A 17,276-nucleotide genomic window follows, 5' to 3' on the forward strand; every position below is an offset into this window, starting at 1 on the left:
TTATAAAGTAAAATCTTTTACAACATTTATTTTTTGCTTAACACAAAGGTATAAATCATGCAAAACAAAGTATAATTAAGCTTCGAAAAAGCATTCTTCTTACTCGAGAATGCTTTTTGTTGTGTCTGTAGAACATTGATACCTCGTCTTTATTTTCATTTTTGAAAGGTTACCATCGTTAATGGAACAAATACAACTTGTATCTTGTCTATATATTGAAACCATAATAAAAGCGAGGGTAGTTTTATGTTTATTCAAATAAGTTCGAGGTGTGGAAATGGAACAGAAGTTTATTGAAGAATGTAATCATGAGGAGCTTGAATATGTTATAAACGATTATTGGCAAGATGTATGGAATTATTCATTTATTATTACGAAAGATCCACACTTATCAGATGATATCACGCAGGATGTATTTATAAAGGTATTTAAAAATTGGAATTCATTTCGAAAGGAGTCATCTATTAAAACGTGGATATTAAAAATTACAAGAAATACGGCAATAAACTATTTGAAATCCTCCTATTTTAAAAGGATATCTTTAGTAGGATTTTTTAGTGATGATAAACAATCCCCATCGGCAGAAAAAGAATTTTTTAATCAAGAGGAAATGAATGAAGTGTGGGATGTTGTATTAAAACTACCTAAAAAACACCGTGAAATAATAATTTTAGACGCGAAATATGAATTATCTTATGAAGAAATGGCTGAAACACTAGGAGTATCTATTGGAACTGTAAAATCTAGATTAAGCCGAGCGAGAAGTAAGGTTTCAAAATTAATTGGGGAGGGTAGTAGTGATGAACAATAAACAAAATCCCGACTGGTATAGTAAATTAAAAAAAGGTCCCATGGAGAAGCGTAAAGATGAAGAAGAGTTTATTTTTAAAATAAAGCAGTCTATATATGAAAATAATGAAGCGGATTTTGTAAAACATAAAAGACCGTTTCGTAAAAAAGCGCTGCCTATTGTAGTTGTTTTCGTTTGTACAATGTTATTTGTTATTGTTCAACAACCTTGGCTTGATGATAATAAATCACCAGTCCAAAGCAGCACTCAAATTAAGCCTAAAACGAAAGATGAGTCTGCTCAAGATCCAACATTAAAACAATTTATGAATGATTTATATCAAAGTACAAATGCAAAAAACGAAAATGACTTGAATAGAGCGTTAAATGATGAAGTTTTATTTAAAGGGAAGAGTTATAAGAAGGATGAATTGAAGTTTGATGAAGATATTTTTCATGAGTTGCAAGTTGCCCTTACAATGGGGGGAGAATTTACAAATGATACAAAACAAGCATACAAAGTACCAAGTGGATTGACAGAAAGTAATGAACCAAAGCAAGCACATTTTATATATGCAACTATTACTGGAAATAAAACAAAAATTTTAGCTGAACCAAAACGAGAATCACGAGTTTTATATGAAGTATCTAATGAAATGGTAAAAGCTTGGATTCCGGAAAAAGTGCAGAATGATGGATATATAAAAGTATCGACAATTGGCGGTAATACTGGATATGTACAAAAAGAGTATGTTTTAACTGATATTAAATATTCTTTCATGTTCGAAAAGGATCGAGAAGGTAAATGGAAAATAACGAATATTGATTCTATATGGTAAAAGAGGAAGGTTCACTTTAATGAACCTTCCTCTTGTTTTTATTCTCTTTTTGAAGTGTATTCCAAGACTCTAAAATTTCTGATGTAACGAGAGCAGCGATGTTTTTCTCTGAATTACTACCAGGAATAACGACAGAAACGGCAATTTGTGGATCTTTGGTAGGAGCATATGCAATGAAAAGAGAATGATTAATCATTCTTGCTTGCTCATTCGGAAAACCTGTAATTCCTGTTTTACCTGCGACGTCAAAGGGCAGCTTTTTAATCTCCTCTATATTTTGACTCATTCCACCTTGCACGACATTCCAAAAGTTCATCGGATAATGATTTGAACTTTCTAAAATGGGTTTAAACTTTTTTGTTTCCTTACCATTTGGACCAGTAATAGCACTTGCGATGTGAGGTTTATATTTGTCACCTTTACTAGCTAAAGTCGCTGCATATTGAGCAAGTTGAAGAGGAGTGTGTACTTCATTTCCTCCCCAAGAGGCATTTAATAAAGCTGAGATTCCATTTTCAAATTTATTAGATGGATGAAGCTCATATTGTCCGTCTTCTTCAAATGGTAAATCAATCCCTGTTTTAGAACGAAGACCGAATTGCATTAAATAATCGGTCCATATGTTTGCTACTTTTTCTATATTACCATTATTTTCGTTGAATAAAGGTAGTGCTACTTTTGCTGTCATAAATGTGTTAGATGAATTGATGATAGCCTGCCGCGGTGTAATCTCACCAGTTGGCGTTCCAGGTGCATTCACAATGTTATTTTGATTATCATACTGAAAACTACCCTTATCTAAATAAGTATCTTCAGGTTGAAAGAGCTTTTCGTTTAATCCAATTAAAATAGAAAGTGGCTTTATAGTAGAGGCCATATTTACATAAGATTCACCGTACTTTAATTTTTGAATTGCTTTATTTTGCGAAAGTGATTTAATGTTTTCTTTTTCAGGTGATGTATGTAATATATTTGGATTAAACACTGCTGAGTTGGCCATAGTTAAGATTGCGCCAGTTTTCACATCGGTTACCACAACATAACCAGCATTAATATCAGTTATTTTCTTAATTTGAGATCTTAATGCTTCCTCGGTTTTTTGCTGTAACTTAGAGTCTAAAGCTAATTGGACATCTTTTCCTTTTTGTACTTTTTGAATATTCCATAAGAACTTTTTGTTATTTATTTTAAAAATAAGAGTTTTACCCGGTTTTCCTTTTAAATCATTTTCATATTGCAGCTCAACCCCACTTTTTCCAACAGGCATATACTCTGAATTAAGGTCATTTTCTACATAACCAATTACTTGTGAACCAATTTCATGCTTGGGATAATATCGGATCACTTCATTTTTAATTATTACATTATTGGGTTTGTTCTTATTTACGAATGTAAGTTCACTCTCATTTATGTCAGAGTATAACGGTATATCATTCATAGTTTGCTGTTTACAAGATTGTTGTAAGTGTAATTTTATGTCTTTTGCAGAAATGTCATGTTGAAACTCGCTTGAAAATTGATGGAAAAAAGCTAATGTGTTTGATGTATCTAGTTTTGATATCTTTTCATCATTAAAAGTGCAATATAGAGACTTAACTTTCTTATTTGTAGCTAGTATTACACCATTTTTATCAAGTATTTGTCCTCTTTCGGCTGAAGAAGTTTCGATAGTAATTGAAAAGAAATGACTTTTAAACAAAATTATTAATATAAAACCTACAATAGAAAGAATCGCTATAAATCTCCATCTTTTTATTTTTGTATGTAACATAAAGCCCTCCCTTTTTAGCTTATTCCATATTATAGTTAATTATTTTTTTTGTAAATGTGGAACAACTTAATTATTTAGGTTGTCTATTAAGTATTACAGCATGAAGAAAGGAATAAATAGTATGAAATTTCACTTTTAAGATGAGTCGTTATACAGTGTAGCATTTCTAATGCAAACGACAAAAAATAGAGAGAAAACAAGAAAGGAGAGTTTTGAATTACGCAGCAAAACGAAAAGAAATGGATGCTTACAATGGTTTATTGAAAAAGTCGAAACGATATTTATAATCGGCCATCGTTACGTAATATATAAGCAAATATATGGAGGATTTATGGAAAAGCAAAAAGGAAATAAGAAGACATATATATCTATTCGATTAAATATAATGTTCCTTTGCATATTTTTACTATTCTCAGCTATTATTGTTCAACTAGGAAAAGTGCAAATTGTAGAGGGAGAGGCTTATAAGAACCAAGTGGAAAACAATCAAAATACAACAACTAGTATCCCAGTTCCACGTGGACAAATACTAGATCGAGAAGGAAAAACAGTTGTTAATAATAAATCTCTTCGCACAATTACGTATACAAGGGTAAAGGGAATTACGAGTGAAGCTATTTTAAAAACAGCAAAAGACTTGGCAAAAGTACTTGAAATGCCTGAACAAGATATAAACAAATTAACAGATATCGATAAAAAAGATTTTTGGATGCAGTTGAATACGAAACGTGCGGAAGCAATGATTACGAAAAAAGATATAGAAAAGTTTAAAGAAAAGGGAATAGAGGGAAAAGAGTTAGATAAAAAAATAGAAGAATTAAGACGAAGTCGAGTTACAGAAGTAGAATTGGCAGAATTAACAGCACAAGATTTAAAGGTGTTAGCTATTAAAAGTAAAATGAATTCAGGTTATCAACTGACACCACAAATTATAAAAAAAGATGTAACAAATCAAGAGTATGCGCAAATCAGTGAAAATCTTGCGGAGTTTCCTGGGGTAGATGCAACAGTTGATTGGGAGCGCAATTATGTAAATGGTGATTTATTTCGTTCCGTGTTAGGTAATATTACGAGTAGCGAAGAAGGTCTGCCAAAAGAAAATTTAGATTTTTATTTAGTACGCGGATATAACCGTAATGATCGTGTAGGGAAAAGTTATATTGAACAACGATATGAAGATGTGTTACATGGTACAAAAGAAGAAGTGAAAAATATTACAGATAAATCAGGAAATATTATAAATACAGAAATAATTTCTAAAGGAAAAAGTGGTAATAGTTTAACATTAACGATTGATATGGAATTACAAAAGAAAGTGGAAGAAAGTTTAGAGAAAAATTTGAGAGCTTTTAAGAGTTCAGAGCCACTATTGGACCGAGCTTTTGTTGTTATGACAAATCCGAATAACGGACAGATTTTATCTATGGCAGGCAAAAGGATTGTAGAAAAAGAAGGGAAAATGGAAATCGAGGATTTGGCATTAGGTAATATGACAACTTCGTATGAACTAGGGTCAGCTGTAAAAGGTGCAACTTTATTAACTGGATATGAGACAGGGGCAATACAACCAGGAGATCAATTTTATGATGCACCGATGAAATTTAAAGGTACACAAGCTAAGAAATCGTGGAATGTATCCGGATTTGGTAATATTAATGATTTACGAGCTCTACAAGTATCTTCGAATGTATACATGTTCCAAACAGCTTTAAAAATTGCGGGCGTTAATTACGTACCAAATGGTTCATTGGATATAAAACAAGAAGCATTTAATACGATGCGCTATTATTTTAAGCAATTTGGCTTAGGAGTTCCTACGGGTATTGATTTACCGAATGAAATAATTGGACAAACTAGAAAAGTAGATAGCCAGCCTGGTTTTTTACTAGATTTTTCTATCGGTCAGTATGATACGTATACGCCATTGCAATTAGCGCAATATATTTCAACAATTGCTAATGGCGGTTATAGAATGCAACCTCAAATTGTAAAAGAAATACGAGAGCAATCAATAAAAGAAGAGGTTGGCAAAGTTATTCGCTCAATAGAGCCTGTCGTATTAAATCGAATTGATATGAAGACAGAACATATTAATCGAATAAAAGAAGGCTTTAGATGGGTATTCCAAGAAGGTGATGGAACTGGCGTGAAGTATTTCAAAAATGCTTCATATAAACCAGCAGGAAAGACAGGAACAGCTCAAACTGTATATGGTGGAGATGATCCAATTGGTAGAAATGCAAAAGGAGAACGTATGGAATGCTACAACTTAACGTTAGTTGGATATGCTCCATATGATAATCCAGAAGTAGCATTCTCAGTAGTAGTTCCGTGGCTTCGTAACGATAAAAGTGGAATTAATTCTATAATTGGAAAAGAAGTTTTAGATGTATATTTTGATTTAAAACAGCAACGTATAAATGGTGAAACTACTCATACAGATGTTCCGAATCAAAATTAGAAAAACGTATACGCTTTTCTTATGGAAAGACATACTGTTTATATAAAGGTCTGTATAAAAGAAAAATGAGATTGGAAATAAGAGATAGCGACGATCATTGTGGCTATCTCTTATTTTGCTAATGACTCTCATACTAGCTAAAAATTTTTAAAAGTTTATGGAACAAATTTGTTTTGGTGATTGTCTATTATGTGTACGTAAAAAATGGTTAAGAACTTGAAAGGAATGATGATTTTGAAAAACAAGAGGATGCTAAAAATAGGAATATGCGTTAGTATATTAGGTTTAAGTTTTACAAGCCTCGAAGCTTTTACAGGAGGGCCATTGCAAGTTGAAGCGAAAGAAAAGAAAGGGCAAATAAAACATAAAAATCAGGCGACGCATAAAGAGTTCTCTCAACTTGAGAAAAAATTTGATGCTCGATTAGGTGTATATGCGATTAATACTGGTACAAAACAAACAATCGCTTATCGACCTAACGAAAGGTTTGCTTTTGCATCAACTTACAAGGCTTTAGCGGCAGGAGTATTACTGCAGCAAAACTCTACTATGAAATTAGATGAAGTTATTACTTATACGAAAGAAGACTTAGTGGATTATTCACCTGTTACAGAGAAACATGTAGATACTGGAATGACACTAGGAGAAATTGCGGAGGCTGCTGTTCGTTACAGTGATAATACTGCAGGGAACATTTTATTTAACAAAATAGGCGGACCAAAAGGATATGAAAAAGCGCTTAGACAGATGGGTGATCGTGTTACTATGTCTGATCGCTTTGAAACAGAATTAAACGAGGCTATTCCAGGAGACATTCGTGACACTAGTACAGCGAAAGCAATTGCTACGAATCTTAAAGCTTTTACGGCCGGAAATGCACTTCCAAATCATAAGCGTAACATTCTTACAGAGTGGATGAAAGGAAATGCTACAGGAGACAAACTTATTCGTGCAGGTGTACCAACCGACTGGATAGTTGCAGATAAATCAGGGGCTGGAAGTTATGGGACACGAAATGATATCGCTATCGTTTGGCCGCCAAATAGAGCACCAATTATCATCGCAATTTTATCTAGTAAAGATGAGAAAGAGGCTACCTATGATAATCAACTTATTGCAGAGGCGGCTGAAGTTATAGTTAATGCTTTTAGTTGATAATCTCTCAATTCTTTATGTAATGTAATTGAAAATATGAACTTGGAAAGCGATTCTTTTTAATGTGAAAAGAATCGTTTTTTTGTATTTCTAATACATTTATAATCCAGCTAACAAAAGAATTAAATATATTATATGTAGTATTACCAATAGCTATACTGTTTAAGATTCCTATGGAGGCGCTTTATTCAGTAAGAGAAATATGTAATTATACATATTTCTTTTTTATAATGTTTTTATATGCAAAATCCTTTACGTATGCATTATCGATTATATTCAAAATGTCACAGGCCTTGATATGTCTGTAAAAACGTATCAAAATTTTACTTTAAGACACACGGTATATAAATTTTTGATTGGGCAAATTCCTCTTTTTTAGGAAGAGTAAAAACACCTACTATAAAAATTTTCACAACAGAGCCAGATAACGTGATAAAGTATTTATTGCTGTGCATGTAAATATCAAAAAAAGCCTTACAAAATGATGTTTGTATTGGTTTATTTTTTACAATTTTAGGAAATCAATAGCATTTTATGACGTTATTATTAACCTAGTTTTCAAGAAATAGAGGTGAATGTAGGATGACTAAACCTTTTAAAAAAAATAGTCGTTATATGGTAGGGTTGGACAGTCTAAGGGGTCTAGCTATACTAGGTGTTATTTTGTATCATATTAATTTTAATTGGATGCCTGGAGGGTTTTTAGGAGTTACAGTATTTTTTGTACTTTCAGGTTATTTAATTACAGATATTCTAGCCATGGAGTGGAAGAGAAATAAGAGAATTGATTTGAAAAAGTTCTGGCTTAGTAGGGCAAGAAGATTACTTCCAGGAATGATTGTCATGCTCGTTATAACATTGGCATGGATTACGATTTTTCATAGCTCTTTACTTGAAAAAATGCGTGGAGATTCATTAGCGGCATTATTTTATGTTAGTAACTGGTGGTATATTTATCATAAATTATCGTACTTTGATAATTTTAACCAGATTTCGCCATTAAATCATTTTTGGTCGTTAGCAGTCGAAGAACAATTCTATGTTGTCTGGCCGTTTATTATTAGTTTAGGACTTTACTACATAAAAAAACAATCCCGTATGATTTTATTGATTTGTCTAGGAATATTTGCTTCAGCTTTAGCAATGACAATTTTGTATGAACCTGGAGTTGATCCGAGCAGAATATATTATGGTACAGATACGAGGGCCTTTTCATTACTTATCGGAGCGGTACTTGCCTTAGTTTGGCCAAGCAATAGGCTTGCTAATAAAATTATCCCGAAGGCGCGTTTCATTCTTGATGTAGTGGGTGGCATTGCTCTTATTATTATTTTGGTTATGTTTTGGAAGACCAATCAATATGATCCATTTCTATACAAGGGAGGAATGGTTCTTTTATCAATTGCAACAGCATTGTTAGTGGCAAATCTAGCTCATCCAGCTAGTCGCATTGCTCAATTTTTACGATTTAGACCTTTACGTTGGGTAGGGGTAAGATCGTATGGCATATACCTCTGGCATTATCCAATTCTCACATTAACGACTCCAAAAGTAACTGTAGGGGATTTTTCAATAATAAGAGCAATCCTTCAATTTCTTCTAATAATATTGATTGCGCAAATTTCATGGAAGTTTATCGAAAAACCAATCCGACAAGGTGCGCTCCGGAACATTCAGTTTAAGAACTTAAGACTTCAAAATGTCACTTTAGGTGTTAAGTTAGCTTTAGTTTGTTCATTATTCTTTATGTCAATAGCAATTTTAGGCTTATTAAATGCTAGTAAGGCTAAGGGGAATAATCAACAAGATAAGGTGGAAGCAGTACAAACACAACCCGTGCCACATCCAGTTGCTGTTTGGGAAAAACCAAATCAAGAAACGCCTCTAAATCAAGGGGAATCAAAAGAAGCAAATTCTGCACACCCTAAAAATCCAATCACAGTTACTGCGATAGGCGATTCCGTTATGATTGATATTACTCCATATTTAAAAAATACTTTTCCTGATATTAGGATTGATGCGCAAATTGGCCGTCAGCTGTCAAAAGCGATTCCAGTAGTTGAACAGTTAAAAAATGAAGGGAATTTAGGAAACTATGTCATTGTCGGATTAGGTACAAATGGAGCCTTTACTACTGAACAACTTGTTTCATTAATAAAATTAATTGGAAACGAACGTAAAATAATATTTATTAATACGAGAGTGCCACGTCCGTGGGAATCAATTGTGAACGAGAGACTGAAAGTAACAGTAACTAAATATCCTAATGTAACTCTAGTTGATTGGTATGCGGCAAGTGCTGGAAAGAAAGACTACTTTGCACCTGATGGTGTGCATTTAACCAATGTAGGTGCAGAAGCATACGCAGTCCTTGTGGCTAAAGCGGTTAATCAATAATTAATTATATTTGATCAAATTCTTTTGCACAGTTAGCTGAAATAAAAAAAATCTATGTTTGAAGAAATAAACTTTTGGCATTTAGCAATAATCCCTGTAATTCATAATACAATGACAAGCGAAGTTTGGTTGAAGACTTCGCTTTTTTGTACGGGACATGAATGGTGTCGATACCTTTTACTATACATATGGCATAACAAAAATGTTGAATTTCTGTGGTTTTAACAAAATGGTTGTCACTTTATATGTTAATAATCCTGTTCTGTAGGGCTCTTTAACGGGCTACTTATATTTTTCTTACAAGATAATGTATTAGTTCAGTTAGTAATCTTTTAAATGATTTTCTATGATTAATTAAATATTTCATTTGTTAATATTGATGTATGTAATTTTATTATCTTTCGAAAATGTAATGTTGAAGTCATGTTTTTGAATTTTTCTTCAAACGAAAACAGATTAAGATTACAGTATTATAAAAAATCAATGAGGTGAACAATATGAAAAAATATATGTCACTTTTTAGTCTTTTAGTTGTATTTGCAAGTCTACTAGTTGGATGTGATATTAATATCATCACAAAAGATGAATATTATGTTTAAATTAAAAAAGATTGAAAAGTGAGCGTTTCTTTCTGATAAATTTTGGGATTAATTTACTAAGGACTATGACAAATTTAAGAACAAGAAGAAAAGTATTTGATACTAGAATTCTGGAAGCGCTAGGATAGAAATTAAATGTTTTTGTAAAAAAAGAATTGACTTATATACTAGTTGTAACTAGAATGGTTACGTACATGTGTAATCAAGTGAGTTACATCAGGTGTCTGTTTTTTTTTATGTGCACAGTTATCTTTTGTTAAAAATCAAATTTAATCTTTTTTGAAAGGGTTAGTTTTGAAAAATATATTAAGGTAACTCAAAAAAGAACAAGATATAAAAAGATGTACTTATATAAACCCGAAATTTAGCTGAGCTGGATAATAAAAATAAAGGTAGGAGATTTAAATGGAGACGAAACAAGATAACCTTATTTATGTATGGGACGCTTATTGTGGATGGTGCTATGGCTTTTCAGAAAGTATTAAAGGGTTTTACAAAAACCACACTGAAATACCGTTAACCGTTTTATGTGGAGGTTTATTTTTAGATAATTTACCAATGAAAAATTTCTCATATATAGAAGAGGGAAATAAAAGAATTAATCAACTCACAGGTGCAGAATTTGGTCCTTCATATCAAAAATTGGTGGAAGAAGGTACTTTTAAAATGAATTCGAAAGATGCTGCAATTGGTTTTTCGGCATTACGCTCATTAGCTCCAGGCCGTTTGTTAGAATTCACTTCGGCTATGCAAAAAGCGTTTTATTATGAGGGACAAAGTCTAAGTGATCCTGAGACATATCGTAAGATTGCAATCGAGCATGGTTTGGACCCTGAACAAGTATTAGAACGCTTAAACGCTCAAGAAACAGTAATAGACGTCCAAAATGATTTCAATAAAGTTCGACAGCTTGGTGTTAATAGTTATCCTTCATTACTTTTACAAAAGGATAATCAAATTATTCCTATTGGTGGCGGGGTAATGACGCCAGATAAAATCGAAGCACGTTTTAAAAGTTTATATTAAAAAATCTTAAGCTACAGTATATTGCATGTAACGTTTTAAGAAAAACTACTATAAGTAAATGGACTAAACCTTTTTTATAATAGTTGGTTTCAATTTGTATTTAAATAGTCCAATTTTATTATAGGCCATAGTAATAAACATATTATCTTACGCCAACTGACATTTATCTCCCGAATAAATGTTTGTGCTGTCACACTTTCAGGTGAATTGAATAGGGAGTTTCTATTTGAACAAGAAAAAATGTGTGATTTATTTAATAACTTTAACAAAAGGAGAGAAACATTCTATGTTTAAAACAATCGATACAAATCAAAAAGATGCGAAATTAACGGTTTTTCGTTCGGATGAAAAAAGTTTTATGGTCACTGCAACCTTAGTTGAGAAAGCAGGACATGCATTTTTAATAAACTCAAAATTTACTCAGTCTGATTCGAAAGAAATTGTGGATTATTTGAAAAACAATAACTTATCTCTAGATAAAATCTTTATTATCCATGGGGATCCTGATTACTATTTCGGGTTAGAAAGTATTAAAGCTGCATACCCAGAAGCTATAGCGTATGCTACGGAGTCTACGGTTGAACATATTGTTCATTCTGTATTAGGGAAATTGAAAGTTTGGAAAGATGCGCTTGGAGAGAATGCGCCAAATAATGTGGTATTACCTCAAGTGTTTAAGGGAAAATCTATTGATTTTCAGGGGCTAACATTTGAACTAGTAGGCTTAGACGATTACAGAACTAGCTTATTTAACAGAGAACTGAGATTGTTAATTGGGGGAATAGATGTATTTAACGAAATCCATCTATTCTTAGCAGATACTAGTTCAAAAGCAGCAATGGAGGCATGGATTGAGAACTTGAAAGTGTTACAGGCTTTAAATGCTGACGTAATTATACCGAGCCATGGATCAATTGAAAAATCATTAGATAGTCAAGCGATTACTGCAACTATGGATTATTTAAGAACTGCAATTCAAGCTTCTGAGGAAAGTAAAACTTCAAAAGATTTTGTAGCAAAACTTGAAACAGCATATCCAGGCTATGCTAATAAGGGTGTATTAGAGTTAAGTGCAAAAGTTGTAACGAAAGAAATGCCTTGGGGTTAATGCAATGAATAAATATCAAAAATTATTACATGAAACGTATGTGTTAACTGGCGAGGGAAAAATGGATGCTTTCAAAACGTATTTAAGTGAAAAGGTATCTTGGACAGAAGCTGCTGGGTTTCCATATGCGGGCACTTATGTAGGTCCTGATGAAGTAGTGAAAAATGTACATGAACGTCTTGGAACTGAATGGGATAACTACAGCGCTAAAGATGAAATTTATGCTTTTAATAACAATACTGTTATCGTGTATGGAAAATATAGTGGAACATATAAAGTAACAGGGAAATCATTCATAGCAGATTTTTGTCATCTTTATGAGTTTGATGAGAACGATAAGGTTAAAAAGTTTATTCAAATTGTGGATAGTGCAACTGTTAATGAGGTATTAAGTTAGAGTTACTAGTTTCTAATATATCTCGTATAAGAAGTATTGTTAGGATAGATGAATTTTCCTAACAATATTTCTTACATCACATTCTGGGAATGATTTTTCCTTTATTAAGCGTGTTATTGAAGATGAATTATAAAATTAGAAGAGGTAGGTATATATGAAAGTAGAGAAAAATTTAATAGTAATAATTATTTCTGTGTTTATTTTAGGAATTGTGTCGACTTTGATATTTCAAGCTTCAACTGGTAATACCAAAGGTCACTCAATAAAGAGCGAGAATGTTGCACCAGTATCGAAAGATAATGTGACAGAAAAAGAAAAGAATAAAAAGATGGTAGTTGATTTCTATAATGAGGTTTTTAACAAACATAATATCGATATTATCCCTAAATATGTAAGTGAAGATTATAAGCAACATAATCCTTTTGTTGCTGATGGACGAAAAGCCTTCATGGATTTCTTTAAGGAGGACTTTGTAAAAAATCCAAATTCCTCTGCAGAGATTAAACGTGTAGTAGCTGAAGGAGATACAGTTGCTCTTCATGTACACTCTCGTACTAATTCTCAAGATAAGGGAGTTGCTATAGTGGATATTTTTCGTATAGAGGATGGGAAGATTGTTGAACATTGGGATGTAATTCAAGAGATTCCCAATGAGGCAGCTAATAATAATACGATGTTTTAGGTAGAAGATATATCTAATAAATGTTTAATTGTTAGAGATATCTAGAATCTTGAAATTTAGACAAGTTATGTTTTAAGGTGAGTAAAAATAAAGGGATGCCCTAGATATGTTACTAGGACATCCCTTTTTGTTTTAATAAGATTTAATCTAATATGATGTATAGGGTACTTATTGTATGTATTTTTTATCATTAAATCACTTTATGATTAATGACAATCGCTTATGTCTTGAAAAACTATTCATTTATTTGAAATATAGTTTCATCAGGTCTAGAGAATCCATACAATTTCCTTGCGAACTTTAAAATACCTTCTTCGCTCTCTGTTAAAGTTTTAATATCGTTTTCATAATAACGTCCTATGATTTCTAATTCAGACAATCTTTTCTTTTCTTTATTTAGTGTAATTTGTTTTTCTTGAATCATTTGTTCTTGCTTATAAATGCAGATTTGAATGGAAATAACCATAGGTAGCATAAAAGCAAGTGCTAATAAAAGACGACGTCTTAGCTTTTTATTCGTTTGTAGATTCTTGTTAGGATTAATTTGTGTTTTTGAGATGGATTGTTGTGGTAGTGAATTTGGGATAGTCCCCATTTTAATGCCTCCATTACCTATGTATAGAATTTAAACTGCTTAAAAGTATTATATATGCTAAATAGATAATTTTGAACTTATATGTGTAAAGAGAACTTTTATGAAATTTAAATAAAATCCCTATTTAGTTGCAAATAAAAAGCACCATAAAAGGTGCTCAATAACTACCACTGAGTTGATCATGATTACTTTACGTATGTTCTTGATAAATGTGCACTTTTGTATAAAAACTTTATTTTATCAATTTGTAGGTTGATACAGTTCCCCAAACGAAAAGAACCAAGTAAAAAAGTCTTTGTAGTAGGCCTGCAGGTAAGGGGAAAAGAAAAACAAGTGAGATAAGGATTGTTATTACTATTAAGCTTAGTAAACAGAAATATGTCCATTTTCCTGCTTTTTTAAGATTCTTAGCAAAAATAAATAATCCTGGAAATACAGTAAGCATACCTATCCAAACTAGAATAGAATGTCCAATTAGGTTTATATCTGCAGGAATTAATCCTGAAACTATAGTAGAGACTCCTATTATAAGTATAAAAAATGTTGCTATTTTATTAATTTTTGTTTTTTCTAGATGTTGTGAAATATATAGTACTCCAATACAAAATGTTATTCCATTAAGAATAAAGAGTAAATTCATCCAAAAGTGATTAGGGGAGCATATTTCATAAGGCGCTATTTTGTAGGTGAATTCTCCACAGGTTGTTACACCTAGGTCACTCATTGCATGATGCAAATAGTTATAAGGTGCTGTAGAAGTGAAAATAAAGAAAGGTTCAATTAAAAAGTATAGGCAAGTTGCAATCCAGCTAAATAAGCCAATCCTATTTGATATATACATTAGATTCCTCCCTTGAAAAAGTATAGTTCCATTATAGATGGTTACAATATTGAAAGTGAAAATAATAAATTGAGAGTCGATAATTCTGTTCAATAATATAGGATTTTCTGGACAAATATGTTTAGCGGAAAGACGTATAAAAAATGGATGGAGCAAAACTTAACAAAATAGTTATTTGAAAATAACTAACGGCAAAAACGTCAGGCAACCAATTAAGTTGCCTGACGTTTTTGCACGGTAAAGGATAGATTCCTCTACAAAAGGGAGAAATAAAGAAAAATGTTTTTAAATGAAATTCATAAAGGATTGATAGGCACTACCGAGGGAAAATACCGTAGCTATCGCATGGGCAGTCCATTTAGGCTATTTAATTTTAATATGGTGTTGTGTAAGATTCCGTATACGATATAAATGATCAATACAAATGCAACTAATTGAAGTGCTAACAAAAATAGTGGTTGTTCTAAAACACTAAAGTCAAGTTGTTCCATTAATTTATCACACTCTTTATTTAATATATTAATATAATTAAAATGAAGGGTGTGAAAGTTTTTACTATAAAGTTTCAAATCTGTATATATTTTACGGTAGATAAGTGAATGTTAACCAAAACCCTACTGTATAAAAAAAGAGAAGCGCTTAATCCGGACGCTCCTCTTAATGCCAATATACAATAACTATTCCATTATAATGTATAAGCGTAAAATATTTAACAATTAGCTATGTGGTAAAAATTTCATTTTGTGTTAGTTTAAAAATAAAAACGAGCACGTAATAAAGTGCTCTCGTGACGAGATTCATTTTGTAAAGACGATTTTATAAAGAAAGGAACACTGAATATTATATGTGCGTGCAGTTAATTGAGTTCGTTTTTTACAAAAAAGAGCAGTTAGTAAAAGCTAACTGCTCCAATCATGGAATATGGTTCGAAATGGGTTGTCTATATTATTGACGGAATATTGAGGTTTATTCAGGGATACCTAAAGGTTTTCTTTTTAACTTAATCCATATACCACAAACAAAATAATGGCTAAAAATACAGATAATGAAAATGTTAGAAAGACTGTTATTATACTCCTAAGCATCGCTTTCCAGTTGCTTACTTTAGTTGTATTCTGCCATTATGCTGAGATTTGTAATTCTATTAAAAATAGTAACAGCTCGTCCAAACTTATCTAATCTATCTTACATAGTATGTAGTAATAAATTGAAAGGAGGAATCTAGTATGTCTTATTACTACGATGATTATTGTAAGGATTCCAAAAAGAAATATCATGACTGTCATAAAAGCAGTAAGAGCTATGACAAATGTGATAAAAAACATGAGGAAAAGCCTTGGGTTAATGTAAAAGTGAATTGTTGTTCTGATGATAACGGATATAATATTGTAAGAGCATCTGCTTTTAGAGCTGTGAGTACAGTTAATCAGAATTTGCCAGCAAATACATTTGTTAAAGTTTTATTCCAAAATGAACAATTTGATTTAGCAAATGAATATAACCCTACAACATCCATTTTTATACCAAAGACTAGAGGTGTTTACTCTGTTATTGGAACAATTGCGTTCATTCCCAATAATCTAAACGCAAACTATAGAGCACGGGTAGAGATTCGAGTAAATGGAAATCCGGCAATTGCAATAGATAATGATTTTTTTGGTCCAATAAACTTTGCTAATGTTGTAGCTGTTTCATCGATAATTCAATTAAATGCAGGGGATATAGTTGAGGTTTTTGCACAAAGTAGCGTAGCTGGAGTTATTTCAAATGTAGAAAATAGTACGCATTTTGAAGCTGCAAGATTCCCGTCTCCACAAGTATAAGTAGTATGAAATTTTGTCAGTAATTTTATCTAAGTAAAGTCCCTAATTTATATTTGACCTGCATAAATGCAGGTCTTTTTTCTTTGTAAAAAAGTTATTCGAAGAGGAAAATAAACGAATTTCTTCCTAGTTGTATAGAAAGTGGTGGGTGATATGAAGTGAAGCAAAAACACGTGTTAGCTCAAGAAGATTACATGAAAGGTATGAAGTGCAAGGAACTGGCTGAGAAAAAAAGCATGGTTGGAATCGAAAAGGGCTGCACCTAGATGCCTAAAGGTGAAAGAACAAATTGTTTGGTAGTAACATTGCAAACTTATCAATCTATTCTAGGGTTTGTTACAGGGTACGATGAGACTAAGAAGTTCTTAAAATTGAAAAAATCCCCTTAATAATGTTAAAGAGACCTTGCTCACGCAAATAATATTTATAAAGAATTGCTAAAGAATGAAATTACATAAATGCTTTTAGAAGTTCTTGAATTAATGGGATTGCTCCACCAATAAATTTTAAAACTGCCATTACGATTTCCATATTATTCTCTCCTCTGTTTTTGTATTAAGATGTGTGAATCTTTATAACCACATTATAGTAAGCGCTTATATTTATAACAATACATTTTTGTATGCAATATATTGAATGTGAAATTATCAAAGTTGATTTAATAATAATTATTGTATTCTATAATCATCGTGATTGCAGGAGATTTTTTCTGGAATAATGAGATAGTAATGTTAAAATAGATTAGTCTTATGAAGCACGAATTAAAACTATTGGATAGGATTATTGATGTCTT

General features: G+C 31.8%; 13 protein-coding genes and 4 pseudogenes. 11 read left to right on the forward strand and 6 right to left on the reverse strand.

The features are described 5' to 3' along the window. The first annotated feature begins 277 nt into the window (after nt 1-277). Nucleotides 278-811, forward strand: a complete 534-nt coding sequence (locus BGI23_RS12000) for an RNA polymerase sigma factor (RefSeq protein ID WP_044791791.1) — start codon at nt 278-280, stop codon at nt 809-811. Beyond that, nucleotides 801-1,628: an anti-sigma factor gene (locus BGI23_RS12005; protein ID WP_070806038.1), complete on the forward strand. Its 828-nt coding sequence runs from the start codon at nt 801-803 to the stop codon at nt 1,626-1,628. The genes BGI23_RS12000 and BGI23_RS12005 overlap by 11 nt, the downstream gene beginning before the upstream one ends. 16 nt (nt 1,629-1,644) lie before the next feature. Here the strand turns inward: BGI23_RS12005 and BGI23_RS12010 are convergent, their stop codons facing one another. Further along, the gene (locus BGI23_RS12010; RefSeq protein WP_083322716.1) at nt 1,645-3,399 is read right to left on the reverse strand and encodes a peptidoglycan D,D-transpeptidase FtsI family protein; all 1,755 of its coding nucleotides are present in this window, start codon (nt 3,397-3,399) and stop codon (nt 1,645-1,647) included. Nucleotides 3,400-3,730: 331 nt separating this feature from the next. Between BGI23_RS12010 and BGI23_RS12015 the strand changes: the two genes are divergently transcribed. Continuing rightward, a complete protein-coding gene (locus BGI23_RS12015; RefSeq protein WP_070807300.1) occupies nt 3,731-5,860 on the forward strand; it encodes a peptidoglycan D,D-transpeptidase FtsI family protein in 2,130 nt (709 codons plus the stop codon). Between the two features lie 204 nt (nt 5,861-6,064). Continuing rightward, on the forward strand, nt 6,065-7,015 hold the full coding sequence (gene bla / locus BGI23_RS12020) for a class A beta-lactamase Bla1 (protein ID WP_369805061.1): 951 nt from the start codon (nt 6,065-6,067) through the stop codon (nt 7,013-7,015). A gap of 7 nt (nt 7,016-7,022) precedes the next feature. Here bla and BGI23_RS28420 read toward each other — a convergent pair. Then, nucleotides 7,023-7,190 (reverse strand): annotated as a pseudogene (locus BGI23_RS28420) (undecaprenyl-diphosphatase); the annotation flags it as partial. A gap of 407 nt (nt 7,191-7,597) precedes the next feature. Here BGI23_RS28420 and BGI23_RS12025 point away from each other — a divergent pair. The 6 genes and pseudogenes from BGI23_RS12025 (at nt 7,598) to BGI23_RS12045 (ending at nt 13,224) form a co-directional block, all read left to right on the forward strand. After that, complete coding sequence (locus BGI23_RS12025; protein ID WP_070806040.1) at nt 7,598-9,412, forward strand: acyltransferase family protein; 1,815 nt, start codon at nt 7,598-7,600, stop codon at nt 9,410-9,412. A gap of 497 nt (nt 9,413-9,909) precedes the next feature. Beyond that, a pseudogene (locus tag BGI23_RS29060) lies at nt 9,910-10,008 on the forward strand (YxeA family protein); the annotation flags it as partial. A 408-nt stretch (nt 10,009-10,416) separates the two neighbouring features. After that, on the forward strand, nt 10,417-11,037 hold the full coding sequence (locus BGI23_RS12030) for a DsbA family protein (protein WP_048554401.1): 621 nt from the start codon (nt 10,417-10,419) through the stop codon (nt 11,035-11,037). 286 nt (nt 11,038-11,323) lie between these two features. Then, entirely contained in the window at nt 11,324-12,145 is an 822-nt protein-coding gene (locus BGI23_RS12035; RefSeq protein WP_070806041.1) for an MBL fold metallo-hydrolase, read from the forward strand. Between the two features lie 4 nt (nt 12,146-12,149). Next, nucleotides 12,150-12,542, forward strand: a complete 393-nt coding sequence (locus tag BGI23_RS12040; RefSeq protein WP_070806042.1) for a nuclear transport factor 2 family protein — start codon at nt 12,150-12,152, stop codon at nt 12,540-12,542. A 154-nt stretch (nt 12,543-12,696) separates the two neighbouring features. Continuing rightward, a complete protein-coding gene (locus tag BGI23_RS12045) occupies nt 12,697-13,224 on the forward strand; it encodes a nuclear transport factor 2 family protein (RefSeq protein ID WP_070806043.1) in 528 nt (175 codons plus the stop codon). Nucleotides 13,225-13,459: 235 nt separating this feature from the next. Here the strand turns inward: BGI23_RS12045 and BGI23_RS12050 are convergent, their stop codons facing one another. The 3 genes and pseudogenes from BGI23_RS12050 to BGI23_RS27380 form a co-directional block, all read right to left on the reverse strand. Continuing rightward, nucleotides 13,460-13,819 (reverse strand): FtsB family cell division protein, encoded by a 360-nt coding sequence (locus BGI23_RS12050; protein ID WP_070806044.1) that lies wholly within the window; start codon nt 13,817-13,819, stop codon nt 13,460-13,462. A gap of 232 nt (nt 13,820-14,051) precedes the next feature. Continuing rightward, on the reverse strand, nt 14,052-14,660 hold the full coding sequence (locus tag BGI23_RS12055) for a DUF998 domain-containing protein (protein WP_048554411.1): 609 nt from the start codon (nt 14,658-14,660) through the stop codon (nt 14,052-14,054). Nucleotides 14,661-14,945: 285 nt separating this feature from the next. Then, nucleotides 14,946-15,151: pseudogene (locus tag BGI23_RS27380) on the reverse strand (hypothetical protein). Nucleotides 15,152-15,886: 735 nt separating this feature from the next. On the opposite strand from BGI23_RS27380, the gene BGI23_RS12060 reads away from it, so the two are divergent. After that, nucleotides 15,887-16,483 carry a complement C1q domain-containing protein gene (locus BGI23_RS12060; protein ID WP_070806045.1) on the forward strand — a complete coding sequence of 199 codons (597 nt, stop codon included), beginning with the start codon at nt 15,887-15,889 and terminating at the stop codon, nt 16,481-16,483. Nucleotides 16,484-16,933: 450 nt separating this feature from the next. Here the strand turns inward: BGI23_RS12060 and BGI23_RS28955 are convergent. Then, nucleotides 16,934-17,116 (reverse strand): annotated as a pseudogene (locus tag BGI23_RS28955) (hypothetical protein). Between the last annotated feature and the right edge of the window lie 160 nt (nt 17,117-17,276).

The sequence above is a fragment of the Bacillus sp. ABP14 genome (genome assembly GCF_001831375.1).
GTDB classification, from domain to species: Bacteria; Bacillota; Bacilli; order Bacillales; family Bacillaceae_G; genus Bacillus_A; species Bacillus_A paranthracis.